The sequence below is a fragment of the Nocardiopsis prasina DSM 43845 genome, from assembly GCF_000341265.1.
Lineage (GTDB): Bacteria > Actinomycetota > Actinomycetes > Streptosporangiales > Streptosporangiaceae > Nocardiopsis > Nocardiopsis prasina.
The window spans coordinates 19,619-35,755 of record NZ_ANAE01000109.1 but is presented as its reverse complement, the minus strand read 5'-3'; the positions used below and the strand labels follow the sequence as shown (position 1 = coordinate 35,755).

General features: G+C 71.8%; 7 protein-coding genes and 1 pseudogene. 7 read left to right on the top strand and 1 reads right to left on the bottom strand.

The window, feature by feature from the left end; all coding sequences use genetic code 11:
* Positions 1-120: 120 nt before the first annotated feature.
* From D452_RS0110560 to D452_RS0110540, 6 genes and pseudogenes are all read left to right on the top strand, one after another.
* Positions 121-333, top strand: a complete 213-nt coding sequence (locus D452_RS0110560; RefSeq protein WP_017544119.1) for a hypothetical protein — start codon at positions 121-123, stop codon at positions 331-333.
* 308 nt (positions 334-641) lie between these two features.
* A pseudogene (locus D452_RS31355) lies at positions 642-1,550 on the top strand (condensation domain-containing protein); the annotation flags it as partial.
* 38 nt (positions 1,551-1,588) lie between these two features.
* Positions 1,589-10,993 carry a non-ribosomal peptide synthetase gene (locus D452_RS28070; protein WP_017544118.1) on the top strand — a complete coding sequence of 3,135 codons (9,405 nt, stop codon included), beginning with the start codon at positions 1,589-1,591 and terminating at the stop codon, positions 10,991-10,993.
* 68 nt (positions 10,994-11,061) lie between these two features.
* The gene (locus D452_RS0110550) at positions 11,062-11,271 is read left to right on the top strand and encodes an MbtH family protein (RefSeq protein ID WP_017544117.1); all 210 of its coding nucleotides are present in this window, start codon (positions 11,062-11,064) and stop codon (positions 11,269-11,271) included.
* A 51-nt stretch (positions 11,272-11,322) separates the two neighbouring features.
* Positions 11,323-12,312, top strand: coding sequence for a daunorubicin resistance protein DrrA family ABC transporter ATP-binding protein (locus D452_RS0110545; protein ID WP_017544116.1), 990 nt, complete (start codon positions 11,323-11,325; stop codon positions 12,310-12,312).
* The gene (locus D452_RS0110540) at positions 12,309-13,109 is read left to right on the top strand and encodes an ABC transporter permease (protein ID WP_017544115.1); all 801 of its coding nucleotides are present in this window, start codon (positions 12,309-12,311) and stop codon (positions 13,107-13,109) included. Before D452_RS0110545 ends, D452_RS0110540 begins: the two co-directional genes overlap by 4 nt.
* A 206-nt stretch (positions 13,110-13,315) precedes the next feature.
* Here the strand turns inward: D452_RS0110540 and D452_RS0110535 are convergent, their stop codons facing one another.
* Entirely contained in the window at positions 13,316-14,341 is a 1,026-nt protein-coding gene (locus D452_RS0110535; RefSeq protein ID WP_017544114.1) for a nitronate monooxygenase, read from the bottom strand.
* 364 nt (positions 14,342-14,705) lie between these two features.
* Here D452_RS0110535 and D452_RS0110530 point away from each other — a divergent pair, with 364 nt between their 5' ends.
* Positions 14,706-15,989, top strand: coding sequence for a DNA sulfur modification protein DndB (locus tag D452_RS0110530; RefSeq protein ID WP_017544113.1), 1,284 nt, complete (start codon positions 14,706-14,708; stop codon positions 15,987-15,989).
* Positions 15,990-16,137: the final 148 nt, after the last annotated feature.

Below are 16,137 nucleotides of genomic sequence, written 5' to 3'. Positions count from 1 at the left end.
CGGAATAACTCATGGCGAACCGGACCAATACCCCCGCCGCTCGGTGACGAATAGTCCCGTGAGGGGCGGTTCGTCCAACCGGCGAAAGGCCCCGTCCGACCATCGAAGGGAACCCCCGTCATGACGTCAGTTCGGCGACGCGTCTCCGCGCTCCTGCTCTCCGCCCTCGCCGCCACCGCTGTCCTTGGCCTCGCCGTCGCACCCGCTCAGGCCGCCGCGGCCCCCGTGGCCGAGGCCTCCTCGTCCTCGGGTGGCCTGCTCGGTGGTCTGGGCCTGTTCGGGGACGGCGGACTGCTCACCATCTTCATCGGCAACTACCAGATCAACAACTAGCGACCCCTTTCAAAGTGGCCGGAGTGGTGCACTCCGGTCGCTTTGCCCTGTCCGGAATATGGCTTTTAGTAAGTATCCGATTGCTTTGTGTGATGTGCATCACGCAATCCTTCCGAACTTTCGCCACGAATCACCAGTGATCACAGACAAGCTATTGAAAGCGGTCATCCCGGCCTCCCTGGGGCGACCGATCCGCTGGCGTGCTCCGTTCCCCGCCCGGGGCACCCCGGACACACGCATTCAATTCCCCGCAACCGCGGCCCGTCCGCTGCTTCGGCAGAGGCGCCGACGCGATTGGAAGGTCTTCGATGACGAACACCGGCCGAACCCGCCGACTGCCGCTCACGGCTGCCCAGACCGGGCTCTGGTACGCGCAGCAGATGGACCCGGGAAACCCCGTGTACGCCATCGCCGAGTACCTGGAGTTGGACGGTCCGCTGGACGTGCCGGTCCTCTGCGCCGCCCTGCGCCAGGCGGTGCTGGAGACCGAGTCGCTCCACCTGCGCTTCGGCGAGGAGGACGGGGAACCCTGGCAGGAGGTCCGCCGACCGGAGGACTGGTGGCCCACCGTCGTGGACCTCACCGACGAGCCCGACCCCGCCGAGTCCGCCCGTCGGTGGATGCGCGACGACCTCGCGCGGGCACAGGACGTCCGGGGCGAGACCCTGTTCGCCGAGGTGATCTTCCGGCTCGGTGAGGAGCACCACTTCGTCTACCAGCGCGTCCACCACCTGCTCCTGGACGGCTACGGGGCCATGCTGGTCCTGGGCCGGGTCGCCGAGGTCCACGACGCCCTGGCCGCCGGGACCGAGCCGGGGCCCAGCCCCTTCGGTTCACTGAGCCGACTCCTGGAGGAGGAAGCCGACTACCGGGCGGACGGCACCGAGGAGACCGACGGCCGCTTCTGGTCGGAGTACATGGCCGACGCCCCCGACGCGGTGGGGCTGGCCGGTACGCCCCCGCGGATGCCCACCAGCCTGCACAGGGTCACCGACCACCTGCCGCGCGAGACCGCCGCCGGACTCCAGGCCGCCGCCCGCCGGCAGCGCACCAGCCTGCCCACCGCGGTCCTCACGGCCACCGCCGTCCACCTCCACCGCTTCACCGGCGCCCGGGACGTCGTCCTGGGCCTGCCGGTCACCACTCGCCGCACGTCGCACGCGCGGACGGTTCCGGCCGCGGTCTCCAACATCGTTCCGCTGCGGGTCCGGGTCCGCCCCGACCAGCCGGTGTCNGGGCCCCCCCCGCCCAGCCGGTGTCCGAACTCCTGCGGCAGGTGGCGCTGGACACCCGGCGGGTGCTCCGGCACCAGCGCTACCGCAGCGAGGACCTGCGTCGCGGCGGGAACCCCGGTCGCCGCCTCACCGGGCCGTCGGTGAACATCATCCCGGCCCTGGGCGAGCTGGTCTTCGCCGGGCTTCCGGCCACCACGCACAACCTCTCGGTCGGGCCCGTCGAGGACCTGTCCGTCATCTTCCACGGGCTCGGGGCGACCCAGGACATCCGCGTCGACTTCGACGGCAGCCCGGACCTGTACACGCGCGACGAGCTCGGCGACCACCAGAGCCGCCTGTTCGCCGTCATGCGGGCCATCGCCGAGGACCCCTCCGCCCCGGTGGGAACCCTGGCCGTCCGCTCCGACGAGGAGGAGCGGTCGGGGGCCAGCATGAGCGCCGGCCCGGTGCGGGCGCTGCCCGACCTCACGGTCGCGGACGAGTTCGCGATCACCGCCTCCCGGTTCCCTTCGAGCACGGCGGTCGTCGCGCCGGACGGCCGACTCACCTTCGCCCGCCTCGACGCCCTGTCCGACCGCTGGGCCGACCACCTCGTCGCGCTCGGCGCCGCCCCCGGGCGCGTGGTGGGAGTCCGGCTGGGGCGCCACACCGACCTCGCCGTCGCCCAGCTGGCGGTGCTCAAGGCCGGCGCCGTGTGCCTGCCCCTCGACCCCGGCTACCCCACGGGCCGACTGGCCGCGATGGTCCGGGACGCGCGGCCGGACATCGTGCTCACCCACGGCGACACCGTGTCCGGGACCCCGGGCGAAGCGCCCGAGGACACCCCCAGGACCGTCCGGATGGACGACCCGGCCACCAGGACCGCCGTCGAGGAGGGCCCGCGTCCGCACACGTCGGACCGGCCCCGCCCCGCCACCGGAGCGGACCTCGCCTACGTCATCCACACCTCCGGTTCCACGGGCGCGCCCAAGGGCGTCGCCGTGGAGCACCGATCCCTGCTCAACCTCCTGCACTCGCACCGCGAACTCGTCTTCACCCCCGCCCGCGAACGCCACGGACGGGCGCTGCGGGTGGCGCACACCGCGGGGCTCTCGTTCGACGCCTCCTGGGACCCCTTCCTGTGGATGGTCGACGGACACGAGCTCCACCTGGTCGAGGACGAGGTTCGCCGCGACCCGCAGCGGCTCGTGGCCCACCTGCGCGAACAGGGCCTGGAAGCCATCGAGACCACGCCCTCCTTCGCCCGCGCGCTCCTGGCCGAGGGGCTCGCCGAGCCCGGCGGCCCCACGGTCGTCGCCCTGGGCGGTGAGGCCGTGGACGCCGACCTGTGGAACACGCTCGCGTCGCTGGAACACGTCGGCGCGCACAACCTGTACGGCCCCACCGAGACCACCGTCGACAGCCTGACCGCACCCGTCACCTCGGAGAGCCACCCCCACATCGGGGGCGCGGTCGCCAACTCCCGCGCCTACGTCCTGGACTCGGGGCTCCGGCCCGTCCCCCCGGGCGGCACCGGTGAGCTGTACGTCTCGGGCGCGTCCCTCGCGCGCGGTTACCTCGGCCGTTCCGTGCTCACCGCCGAACGGTTCGTGGCCGACCCCCATGCCGCCGACGGCAGCCGGATGTACCGCACCGGCGACCTCGTCTCGCCGGGACCCGACCACACCCTGCGCTTCCTCGGCCGCGCCGACGACCAGGTCAAGGTACGCGGGGTGCGCGTCGAACCGGCCGAGGTCGAGGCCGTCGTCCGGGAGTGCCCCGGAGTCCGCCAGACCGCGGTGATCGCCGTCGGCGAGGGCGCGGACACCCGCCTGGTGGCCTACGTGGTCGTCGACGACCCCTCCGACACGGACAGGGTCCGTGCGCACGCCTCGGACCGGCTGCCCGCGTTCATGGTGCCCGCCGCGACCGTCCGGGTCCCCGAGCTGCCGCTGACCCCCAGCGGAAAGCTCGACCGCGCCGCCCTGCCCCTGCCCTCCGGCGGCTCGGAGGCCCTCCGGGCGCCGCGCGACGAGCGGGAGCGCAGGCTCTGCGAGCTCTTCGCCGAGGCGGTCGGGGTCGAGCGGGTCGGCGTGGACGACGACTTCTTCGCCCTGGGCGGCCACTCCCTGCTGGCCACCCGCCTGATCGGCCGGATCCGCGCCGAGTTCGGCGCGGCCCCCGCCATCCGCGAACTCTTCGAGAACCCCACGGTCGCCGGGCTGGCCAGGGTGCTCCCGGACGAGGCGGTGACCGGACCGCGACTGGAGCCGCGCGAGCGCCCCGAGGTGCTGCCGCTGTCGCACACCCAGCGCAGACTCTGGTTCCTCAACAGGTACGCGCCCGACTCCGGCGCCTACAACATCCCGGCCGCGCTCCGGCTGCGCGGCGAGCTGGACACCGGGGCACTGCGCGCCGCTCTGGACGACCTGGTGGAACGCCACGAGACCCTGCGCACCGTGTTCCCGCTGCACGGGGAGGAGCCCCGCCAGCACGTCCTGGCACCCCACGAGAGCCCCCTCGACTTCGCGGCCGTCTCGTGCCCCGAACCCGACCTGGAGCGGGTGATCACGGCCGAGGCGAGCCGGGGCCTGGACACCTCCGTGGAGACCCCGCTGCGGGTCCGGCTCCTGCGGGTCGACGACCGTGACCACGTCCTGCTGCTGGTCCTGCACCACATCGCCGGTGACGGGTGGTCGCTGGGACCGCTCGCCCGGGACCTGGCCGACGCCTACTCCGCGCGCTCCCAGGGGCGGGCCCCGGACTGGGCGCCCCTCCCGGTCCAGTACGCCGACTACACGCTCTGGCAGAACGAGGTGCTCGGCGGGGACGACGACCCGGAGAGCGAGCTCTCCCGGCAGCTGGCCTACTGGCGCGAGGCCCTGCGAGGGGCCCCGGAGGAGACGGTCCTGCCCGTGGACCGCGCCCGCCCCGAACAGTCCAGCGGCCGCGGCGGCTCGGTCCCGCTGCGCCTGTCACCCGAACTCCACGAGCGCCTCAACGGGCTCGGCGACAAGCACGGCGCCAGCCTGTTCATGGTGCTCAACGCCGGGCTCACCGCGCTGCTCTCCCGCCTGGGCGCGGGCTCCGACCTGACGGTCGGCACACCCACGGCGGGCCGTACGGAGGCCGAACTCGACGATCTCGTCGGCTTCTTCGTGAACACGGTCGTCATCCGGACCCGGACATCCGGCAATCCGACCTTCGATGACCTGGTCATCCGGTCCCGGCAGGCCTGCCTCTCCGGTTTCGCCCACCAGGACGCCCCCTTCGACCGCGTGGTCGAGGAGCTGCGTCCGACCCGCGCGGGCTCGCGGCCACCGCTCTTCCAGGTGATGCTCGCCCTCCAGAACATCCGCGCCGAGCGGCCGTCCCTGGGCGGCCTGGACACCACCGTGCAGGAGGGCGTCGGCACCCGGCAGGCCAAGTTCGACCTCACCCTCAACCTGACGGAGCACCTGGGGTCCGGGGGCGTCGCCGAAGGGCTCCTCGGCGACCTGGAGTACGACGCCGACCTCTTCGACGAGCACACCGCCCGCTCCGTCGCCGACCGCTTCACGCACCTGCTCTCGGTCCTGGCCGAGGCCCCGGACACCCTCGTCGAGGAGGCGGAGCTCCTCCTCCCCGGAGAGCGGGCGGAGCTGGACGAGGGCTCGGCGGGACCGTACCGTTCCGGAGCCGCGGACTCGATCCTGGAAGCCTTCGAGGCCCAGGTCCTGTGCACTCCCGACCGGACCGCGGTGGTCGCGGGCGACGACTCGCTGACCTTCGCGGAGCTGGACGCCCGCGCCGAGAGCCTGGCCCGCCTCCTGGCCGACCGGGGCGCCGGGCCCGGAACGACCGTGGCGACGGTGCTGCCGCGTTCGGTCGACCTGGCGGTCGCGCTCCTGGGCGTGCTCCGCAGCGGAGCCGCCCACATGCCCGTCGACACCTCCTACCCGCGCGATCGGGTCGACCACATGTTCGCGGACGCCCGGCCCGAGCACGTCCTCACCACGGCCGGGAACCGGACGCGCGTTCCCGCCGACAGCACGGTGCTGTACGTCGACGCGCTGCCGCTGGACACACCGATGCTGCGGGTTCCGGCCAGGCCGGGCCCCCGCGACGCGGCCTACGTCGTCTACACCTCCGGATCCACCGGGCGCCCCAAGGGCGTGGTCGTCGAGCACCGCTCTCTGGCCAACCTGCTCCACTCGCACCGGGAGCGCGTGTTCGGACCGGCCGTCGCCGCCGCTGGCCGACCCCTGCGGGTCGCGCACACGGCCGGGGTCTCCTTCGACGCCTCGTGGGACCCGTTCCTGTGGATGGTGGACGGCCACGAACTCCACATCGTCCAGGACCCCGTCAGGGGGGACGCCGAACAGCTCGTCGCGCTCCTGCGTGAGCGGGAGGTCGACGCGGTCGAGACGACGCCCTCCTACGCCAGGCAGCTCGTGGCCCTGGGGCTCTTCGACGGCGGCACCGGGCCGCGCGTGCTCGCCCTGGGCGGAGAGGCGGTCGACGCCCGGCTCTGGGACGAACTGCGCGACGTCCCCGGCCTGACGGCGCACAACCTGTACGGGCCCACCGAGTGCACCGTCGACAGCGTCACGGCCCGTTCCGACGAGGAGATCGAACCGGTGATCGGCAGGCCGATCGCCAACACCGGCGCCCGGGTCCTGGACGGCAGGCTCCGCCCGGTCCCCGCAGGGGTCGTCGGCGAGCTCTACCTCAGCGGAGCCGGGGTCGCCCGCGGATACCTCGGCCGCCCGGGGATGACCGCCGAGCGCTTCCTCGCGGACCCGTTCGCCGCCGACGGGAGCCGGATGTACCGCACCGGTGACCTGGTCACCCGTCGGTCCGACGGCGCGCTGCGCTACGTCGGCCGCGCCGACGGACAGGTCAAGGTGCGCGGCCACCGGATCGAACTCGGCGAGGTCGAGGCCGTCGTGGCCGAACACCCCGACGTCGCCCAGTCGGCCGTGGTGCTCACCCGCACCAGGGACGGGGACGCGCGGCTGGCCGCCTTCGTCACCGCACGACCGGGCGGACGCCCCGACACCCGGGGGATCCGCGACCACGCGGCGCGCAGGCTCCCCGCCGCCATGCTGCCCGGGGTGGTCATGGTGCTGCCCGAACTCCCGCTGACGCCCAACGGCAAGCTGGACCGGGCCGCGCTGCCCGAACCCGAGGCCGTCACCGGCAGTGGACGCGGCCCGCGCACCCGCGACGAGACCGTCCTGTGCGAGCTGTTCGCCAAGGTCCTGGACGTGCCCGAAGTCGGCATCGACGACGACTTCTTCGCCCTCGGCGGCCACTCGCTCCTCGCGGTCCGCCTGGTGGCCCGCATCCGTCACACGGTCGGCGCCGAGGTCGCGGTCCGCACGCTCTTCGAGGCACCGACCGTCGCCGGTCTGGCCGCGGCCCTCGGCACAGGGCGCCAGTCCAGGCCCCCGCTGCGACCGGTGCCCCGGCCCGCGCGTGTCCCGCTGTCCTTCGCCCAGCGCAGGCTGTGGTTCCTCAACCGGTTGGACACCTCGGCGGCCCTCTACAACCTCCCGATGGCGGTCCGGATCACCGGTGAGCTGGACACCGAGGCGCTGCGCGGGGCGCTCTGCGACGTCTCCGCGCGCCACGAGAGCCTGCGAACGGTCTTCCCCGACATCGACGGCGAGCCCCTCCAGCACGTGCTGCCCCCCGAGGCGGTCACCCCGGGCAGCGAGTGCGTGGAGGTCGCCTCCGAGGAGGAGCTGCGGCAGGCCCTGGTCCGCGAGGCGGGCAGGGGCTTCGACCTGGCCGTCGAGACGCCCCTGCGGGGCCACCTGTTCAGGATCGGCCGGGAGCACGTCCTGCTGCTGGTCCTGCACCACATCGCCGGTGACGGATGGTCGACCGCGCCCCTGGCGCGCGACCTCTCCATGGCCTACACGGCCCGTGTGCACGGCACCGCGGCCCTCGCCCGCGACCTCCCGGTGCAGTACGCGGACTACACGCTCTGGCAGCGCGAGGTCCTGGGCGACGACGGCGACCCCGAGAGCGCGATCCGGCACAGCCTCGACGCCTGGGAACGCCGCCTGTCCGGCGCCCCGGACGAGGTGCGCCTGCCCTCCGACAGGCCCCGCCCCGCCAGCGCCTCCCAGCCCTCCGCCAGCACGGGGGTGGAGATCGGCGCGGACCTGCACGAACGCCTGGTGCGGTTGGCCCGGTCCTCGTCCACGAGCCTGTTCATGGTCCTCCAGGCCGGACTCGCCGCCCTGCACACCCGCCTGGGCGCGGGCGACGACATCGTGATCGGCAGCCCCGTCGCGGGGCGCACCGACCCCGCCCTGGACGAACTGGTCGGGTTCTTCGTCAACACGCTCCCGCTGCGCACCGACACCTCGGGCAACCCGACCTTCACCGAGCTGCTGGCGCGGGTGCGCGACGCCGACCTGGACGCCTTCGACGACCAGGAGGTGCCCTTCGAGCAGATCGTGGAGCGGCTCAACCCCTCCCGTGCCCTCGGACGCCATCCCCTGTTCCAGACGGCCCTGACCCTCCAGAACAACGAGACGCCCACCATGGAGCTGTCGGGTCTGGACGTGCGCCCCGAACCGGGCGCCCCGGCACTGGGTGCCAAGTTCGACCTCTCCTTCGACCTGGCCGAGCAGACCTGTCCGCTGGGCGGCGCCGCCGGTGTCACCGGCACGCTGGAGTACAACAGCGCCATGTTCGAACCCGGCACGGCCCGGCTGTTCGTGGAGCGCTACGTCCGACTGCTCGACGCCGCCACCCGGGCACCCGAGGCCCGTCTCGGTCGCCTGGAGATCCTCTCCGGGGAGGAGCGGGAGGGACTCCTGGCGGACGGGCACGGCCTGCTCAGGGAGCTTCCGGTCGAGACCGTCGTGGAGCTGTTCGAGGAGCAGGTCCGGCGCACCCCCGACGCGATCGCGCTGGTCTGCGCGCAGGAGCGGCTCAGCTTCGCCGACCTCGAACGGCGCGCCAACTGCCTGGCCCGTTCGCTGGTCAAGCTCGGCAACGGGCCCGGCGACGTGGTCGCCGTCCTGCTCCAGCGTTCGGTGGAGACGGTCGTGAGCCTCCTGGGCGTGCTCAAGAGCGGCGCCGCGTACCTGCCCCTCGACCCCGACCACCCGGACGAGCGGTTGGCCACCATGATCGGGGACGCCGTGCCCGGGCTGGTGCTCACCGACTCCTCGCTCGCCCACCGGGTCCCCGACGCCCCGCTGGTGCGCGACGTGGACGCCATCACCGACAAGCACGGCGACTGCCACTGCGCCACCGCGGGCGCGCTTACCGACCGCGAACGGGTCCGCCCGCTCACCGCCTCGGACATCGTGTACGTCATCTACACCTCGGGCTCCACCGGCAGGCCGAAGGGGGTCGAGGTCGAGCACGGGTCGTTGGTCAACCTGTTCCTGAGCCACCAGGAGGAGCTGTTCACCCCGGTCAGCGAGGAGCTGGGCCGCAAGCTCCGAGTCGCGCACACCGCCGGTGTGGCCTTCGACGCCTCCTGGGACCCGATCCTCTGGCTGGTCGACGGGCACGAGCTGCACGTGGTGGAGGACGCGGTGCGCCGCGACCCCTCCGGCCTCGCCGACTACCTGACCCGCAACCGCGTGGACTCCGTCGAGACCACGCCCAGCTACGCCCGCAGGCTGATCGCCGAGGGCGTGCTCGACCACTCGGACGCGCTCTCGGTGGTGGCCCTGGGCGGAGAGGCGGTCGACGCCGACCTCTGGGACGACCTGACCCGCCGCCCCGACGTGCGCGCCTACAACTTCTACGGCCCCACCGAGACCACGGTGGACGCCGTCATCGCGGGCATCGGCGGCGAGGCCGGACCGACCATCGGCCGACCGGTGGGCAACATCCGGGTGTACGTGCTCGACGGCGGACTCCAGCCCGCACCCGTGGGCGCGCTCGGTGAGCTCTACATCGCCGGAGCGGGGCTGGCTCGCGGGTACCGCAGCCGCCCCGGCATGACGGGGGAGCGGTTCGTCGCCGACCCCTTCGCCGCCGCGGGCGGGCGCATGTACCGGACCGGAGACCTCGTGCGGTGGCGCGCCGACGGCACGCTGGAGTTCGTCGGCCGCGCCGACGACCAGGTCAAGCTCCGGGGTTTTCGGATCGAACCCGGGGAGATCAGGGCGACGCTCGTGGACCACCCCGGCGTCGCCGAGGCCGCCGTCCTGGTGCGCCGCACGGCGGCGGGCGACGCCAGGCTCGTGGCCTACCCGGTGCCGCTCGTACGCCCCGGCCCCACCGACGCCGAGCTGCGCCGACACCTGGCCGCCAGGCTTCCCGAGTACATGGTCCCGGCGGTGTTCGTCCGCCTGGAGTCCCTGCCCCTGACCGTGAACGGCAAGGTCGACAACGCGGCCCTGCCGGACCCCGCCGAGCACGCACCGCAGGTGACCGGTGTTCCCGGGACACGGCGCGAGATCCGCATGTGCGCGCTGTTCGCGGAGATCCTGGACCTGCCGAGGGTCGGGGTGCACGACGGGTTCTTCGAGCTGGGCGGGCACTCCCTGCTCGCGGCGCGCCTCGTGCGGCGGATCAGCGCCGCCCTGGGCCAGGAGGTCACGGTGCCGATGCTCTTCCAGAACCCCACGGTCGCCGGGCTCATCCAGGCGGCGGACGGGGAGACCACCGAGACCGGGCTCGGCCGGATCCTGCCGATCCGGCCCACCGGCGAGGGCGCCCCGCTGTTCTGCGTGCACCCCGCCGGAGGGCTCGCCTGGCCCTACGCGGGGCTGGCGCGGCACATCGGCGCCGACCACCCCGTGTACGGGCTCCAGGCCCCGGGGCTCAGCCCCGGCGACCGGACCGAGCACGCCACCGACCTGCGATCCCTCACCGAGGACTACGCCGCGCGGATCCGCGAGATCCAGCCAGAAGGGCCCTACCACCTGCTGGGCTGGTCCTTCGGAGGCAACATCGCGCACGCGCTCGCCGGACACCTCCAGGAGACCGGCGACGAGGTGGCCACGCTGGCCCTGCTGGACTCGCACCCGTTCGGCCAGTCCGCGGAGGAGGGCTTCACCGACGACACCGAGGTCCTCGTCGCCCTGCTCCGGGCCGTCGGCTACGCCGAGGACGCCGAAGGCCTCGGCGAGGCACCGCGGACCGAGGACGCCATCGCGGTGTTCCGGCGCCACGGCGACCCCCTCGGCGAACTCTCCAAGGAGGCGGTCGAGGCCATGCTCCTCGGCTTCGACCGGCAGGTGACCCTGCTGCGCCACGGACGGCCGCCCGTCTTCGACGGAGACCTCCTCTTCTTCACCGCGACGCTGGACAGCGTTCCCGGAGTCGACCTCGCCCGGACCTGGCGGCCCTACGTCGAAGGCCGGATCGACAACCAGGACGTCACGTGCACGCACGCGCTCATGGCCACACCGGAGGCGCTCTCCGTGATCGGACCGGTCGTCGCCGACCGTCTGGCCCGCTCACTGGCGCACCGCCGCTGACCCCCACGAACCACCGACAATCCGCGGCCGTGATCACGAGCCGCACGAACACAGAAGGGCACACAGCCATGCAGAACCCGTTCGACGACACCGACGCCTCCTTCCTGGTCCTGGTCAACGCCGAGGACCAGCACTCCCTGTGGCCCGCCTTCGTCCCGGTCCCGGCCGGCTGGGTCGTGCGCCACGGTCCGGCCGAGCGCCAGGAGTGCCTCTCCTACATCGACACCAACTGGACCGACATGCGGCCCCACCGGGTGCGCCAGCTCGACGCCGCCTGAGAACCCCGGGCCCGGCCGCGCGGCCGGGCCCCCAACCACGAAGGGAGTGACGTGGACGGGGACGACCATGTCATCGAGGTCGAGGGACTGACCAAGTCCTTCGGGCGACACCGCGCGCTTCGGGGCATCGACCTGGCCGTGCCGCGCGGGCACGTCCTGGGGCTGCTCGGCCCCAACGGGGCGGGCAAGACCACCACCGTCCGCGTGCTGACCACCCTGCTCCGGCCGGACGGCGGGCGGGTCCGGGTCGCCGGTCACGACGTGGTGGCCGACCCGGGCGCGGTCCGCCGCAGCATCGGGCTCTCCGGCCAGTACGCGGCGGTGGACGAGAAGCTCACCGGTTTCGAGAACCTGCGCATGGTGGGCCGTCTGTACGGGATGAACCGCGCGCAGGCGGCCGAGCGCGCCCGGGAACTGCTGCGGCGCTTCCGGCTCTCCGACGTCGCGGACCAGCGGTCGGGCGCCTACTCGGGCGGTATGCGCCGCCGCCTGGACCTGGCCGGGGCCCTGGTGGCCCGGCCCGAGGTGGTCGTGCTCGACGAACCCACGACCGGCCTGGACCCGCGCGGGCGCATGGACACCTGGGAGATCGTCTCCACCCTCGTGGAGGACGGGACCACGGTCCTGCTGACCACGCAGTACCTGGAGGAGGCCGACCAGCTCTCGGACACGATCGTGGTCATCGACAAGGGAACGGTGATCGCCCGGGGCAGCGCGGACGCCCTCAAGGAGCACATGGGCGGGGCGCGGATGGACTTCGTCCTCGCCGACGCCGCCGACCTGGATTCGGCCGCGGGGATCGTCGCGGACCACGGCAACGGCCGACCCGAGACCGATCCGGGAGCCAGGCGGCTCTCGGTGGGCACCTCGGAGGGGCAGTCGGCGCTGACCGGGGCTCTGGCGGCGCTGCAACGGGGCGGTGTCCCCGTGGTCGAGGTGGCGCTGCGCCGCCCCACCCTGGACGAGGTGTTCCTGGAACTGACCGGACGTGACGAGGGCGAGGCCGCCGAGCCCGCCTCACTGGCGGGAGGGTCGCGGTGAACGCGCTGATGAGATCGGTGAGCGACAGCGGGGTCGTCGCCCACCGGAACCTGCTCCACGTCGTGCGCACCCCGGGATCCATGGTCGCGGGGGTCATCCAGCCGGTGATGTTCGTCCTGCTGCTCGCCTTCGTCTTCGGCGGCAGCCTGGGCGGCGCGCAGTACCGGGAGTTCCTGATCGGCGGCATCTTCGCGCAGACCCTGCTGTTCAACTCGTCCTTCACGGCGGTCGGGCTGGCCAACGACCTCCAGAAGGGCATCGTCGACCGCTACCGGTCGCTGCCCATGTCCCGGATCGCCGTCATCCTGGGCCGGACCCTCTCGGACCTGGCGACGAGTTCCCTGTCGCTGCTGGTCACGGCCGTGTGCGGGCTCCTGATCGGATGGCGGGTCACCACGGGGGCGAGTGAGGTGGTCCTGGGCGTGGCCCTCCTGCTCTTCTTCGCCTTCGCGACCTCCTGGATCGGGGTTTTCATCGCGCTGACCGCCCGCAGCGTCGAGGTGGCCCAGAGCCTGGGCCTGGTCTGGCTGTTCCCGGTCGCGTTCGTGTCGGGTGCCTTCGTCTCCATCGAGGGCATGCCCGCGCCGCTGCGGGTCGTCGCGGAGTGGAACCCGGTCACGGCGGTCGCCTCGGCCGCCAGGGAGCTGTTCGGCAACGCCCCGCCGCCGGGCCTGGCGCAGCCGACCGGCTGGCCCGCGGAGAACGCGGTGCTGTACGCGGCGCTGTCCTCGGCCGTGATCATCGCCGTCTTCGCCCCGCTGGCCCTGCGCCGCTACGTCCTCATCAGCGCCCGCTGATCCACGGGGCCTCAGGGGGCGCGGAGGCGGAGCGGGACCACCCGTCAGTGGTCCCGCGCCTCCGCGCCCTAGACGGCGAAGGGAGGCGCCGCGCCGCCCTCCGGCCGAGCACAACGACGGCCACGACCGGTCCCGATGGCGGGCCGTACCGCTCGAGGCACCGGTTGCGCGCACCGACGACCGGCCGCGCCGAACCCCGCACTGGTTCAGAAGGGCCCGGCCGCGTCGCGCAGCTCGGCGACGAGATCCGCCGCGGGCACCTCACGCGCCTGGCGGAACCCGGTCCCCGCCCACAGGGCCATGCCCCCGGTGTCACCCGCGCGGGCCGCCGCGGCGCGCAGCGTCCTGGTCATGTGGTGCACCTCGGGGTAGGCGGCGGGCGCGGCCGGGTGATCGGCCATGAACCTGTTGGTGAGACCGCGCGCGCGGCGACCGGTGAAGGCGCGGGTGAGCGAGGTCTCCGTGTAGGAGGGGTCGGCCAGGGCGGCCTTGTGCGCTGCCTGCGCGCCGCTCTCCGGGCACCGGAGGAAGGCGGTGCCCGCCTGGACGGCGTCGGCTCCGTCGGCGAGGGCGGCGTGGACGTCCTCGCCGGTCATGATGGATCCGGCGGCGATCACCGGCACGTCGACGGCACGCACGACCTCGGGCAGGAGGGTCGCCAGCGGTCGGTCGTCGGCCACGGCGGGGTCGAAGGCGGCGCGGTGCCCTCCCGCCTCCAGGCCCTGGACACACACCCCGTCGGCGCCCCGGTTCACGGCGGTCCGGGCCTCCTCGACGGTGGTCACGGCGACGACCGTGGCCGAACCGGCCTCGCGCAGCCGTTCCAGCACTGCCGCCGACGGGCAGCCGAACGTGAAGCTCACGACGGAAACGGGGGAGCTCACCAACAGATCGATCTTGGCGTCCCAGGCGTCGTCGTCGTACGTGGCCGGGCCGACCTCGGCCCCGAGCCGCCGGGCCTCGTCGGCGAGGTCCGTCCGGTAGCCGTCGAGCAGGAAAGCGGGGGCCGGGGAACCGGAGGGGACAAAGACGTTCACGCCGAACACGGCGGTTCCCAGGCCCCGGACTTCCTCGATCCGCTCGGTCAGCGCCTGCGCGGACAGGTACCCGGCGGCCAGGAAGCCCAGGCCTCCCGCGCCATCCACCGCGTGGACGATGGCCGGGGTGGACGTCCCCCCGGCCATCGGGGCCTGGAGGATCCGGCGCGCGCCGAGGAGTTCGGGCAGGTCCATGCTTCTCGCCTTCGCTGGGGTCCGGTGCGGGACGCTCCCGCGTGACCTGCGCGCAGGTTAACAAACGGGTCGGTTCAGGCCCGGGCCGCGTCCTCGTTCCGCCGCACCGCCCAGGTGAAGTCCGCAGACTCCGGCAGGAGTCTGGTGAGCACCAGGGAGAAAACCTTTCTCTAAACAGCATCCGGCGCCACGGGGTCCGCCGATTAGGACATTCTGCTCACATATCCGATTATCGGGCATGTCTTCTGCTTCGCTTGCTTGATCGATGGCTAACGCGCTAACTTTGAGAATAGCGAGAAGATCGTGCAGTCTTCCTGCCTCCCGGGTTGCATAGCAACTTGACTGCTCGAAAAGGATCTCATCTGTGAGCATCACCGTCGATTCATCGCGTCTTTCCCTCGTGCGTGAGGAGTCCACCTACCTGGCGATACGTACCAGCCAGGGCGGCCGGACCGTCTACACGACGCGCATCCCGCTTGCTGACCTCTCGGTCATCCTCACGATCCCGGACCCGGCCAAACCAGATCCGGACAACCGCAAGGTGGATATCAACCACGCCAAAGGCTTTGGGCAGTACCTGACAGATAACCCTCGTTGGGTGGCCCCAGCCCTGCTCATTCGTGACACCGGTGGCTGTCGCTTCGAGGCGATTAGCGAAGACGAGTCGGTTGGCTATCTCACCGTCCCATGGTCCATTGGTGGTATCGGGCGCCTGGTCACGATCGACGGCCAGCACCGCATCCTTGGGGTCCACCTGGAAAAAAAGCGCATCACGGACGAGGTTTCCCGCATCGACAGGGAAATGCACCGCGCCAAAGATGCTAAGAAGGCGAAGCTGGAGCGGGACCGTGAGGCCATGGTCGGTCGAATGCAGCGACTCAAGGACGAGTTCGTCGGCATTGACATCTATGTAGAGCCAGACGGCGTCAGTGGCCAGCAAATGTTTGTTGATGTCGCAGACAACGCCAAGGGTATTTCCGGTGCTGTCCGTGCCCGCTTCGACACTTCCCGGATTGCTAACCGCACGATTAGCGACATCGTCAGTCATCCCCTCTTCCTCGGTAAGATCGACATCGAGCGGGACCGGATGACTCTGAGCAACCGCAACCTGATGGGTGCCAAGCACGTGGCCGACATCACGCGAGCCGTCATCGCTGGTCCAGGTGGCAGAGTTAGCAAGAAGGCCGAGTCGCTGACCGACAACGAGGTCATCGAGAGTGTCCGCGGTTTCCTGGACGTCGTTTCTATCGCGTTTGCCGCGCTCGCCGAGATCACTGAGGAGGACGTGGATAACTACGACCCCGCACTCTCAGAGAAGAAGAAGGGCGAGCCGCAGGCGCCACCCACTAAGGCCATGAGGTTGCGCGAGTCCTCGCTTTTGGGATCGGTGGGCATGCTCCGCGTCCTCGGCGGTGTTTACCGCAACCTGAGGGAGGAGGGAGTGGAGGACGGTGACATCCAAGAGTTCTTCAAGCGGCTCGACAGGCACATGATTGTTCCGGTTACGGAGACCAGCATTTGGCGTACCACGGCTGCGAACGAGGATTTCGAGCCGAACGCCTCCGCCCCGATCATGCGTCAGCAAAACGTCGTGCACTTGACCAGGGTGATCACGGACTGGCACAAGAAGGCACCGGCTGAAGTCTGACCTCCATAATATTTAACGGAGCCCCCTGCGTATCCCAGTTGCAGGGGGCTCATCGCTATTCAATGCATCCGGCAGAGAGCTGAGTATATATTTCCGATGGAAATGAGGATTATTTACTCGATATCATCTTTACTCTGAATCGAAAACG

Excerpts from the sequence above, each read along its gene's own strand:
- D452_RS0110560 (WP_017544119.1), top strand. The coding sequence starts at position 121 with ATGACGTCAGTTCGGCGACGCGTCTCCGCGCTCCTGCTCTCCGCCCTC.
- D452_RS0110535 (WP_017544114.1), bottom strand. The coding sequence starts at position 14,341 with ATGGACCTGCCCGAACTCCTCGGCGCGCGCCGGATCCTCCAGGCCCCG.
- D452_RS0110550 (WP_017544117.1), top strand. The coding sequence starts at position 11,062 with ATGCAGAACCCGTTCGACGACACCGACGCCTCCTTCCTGGTCCTGGTC.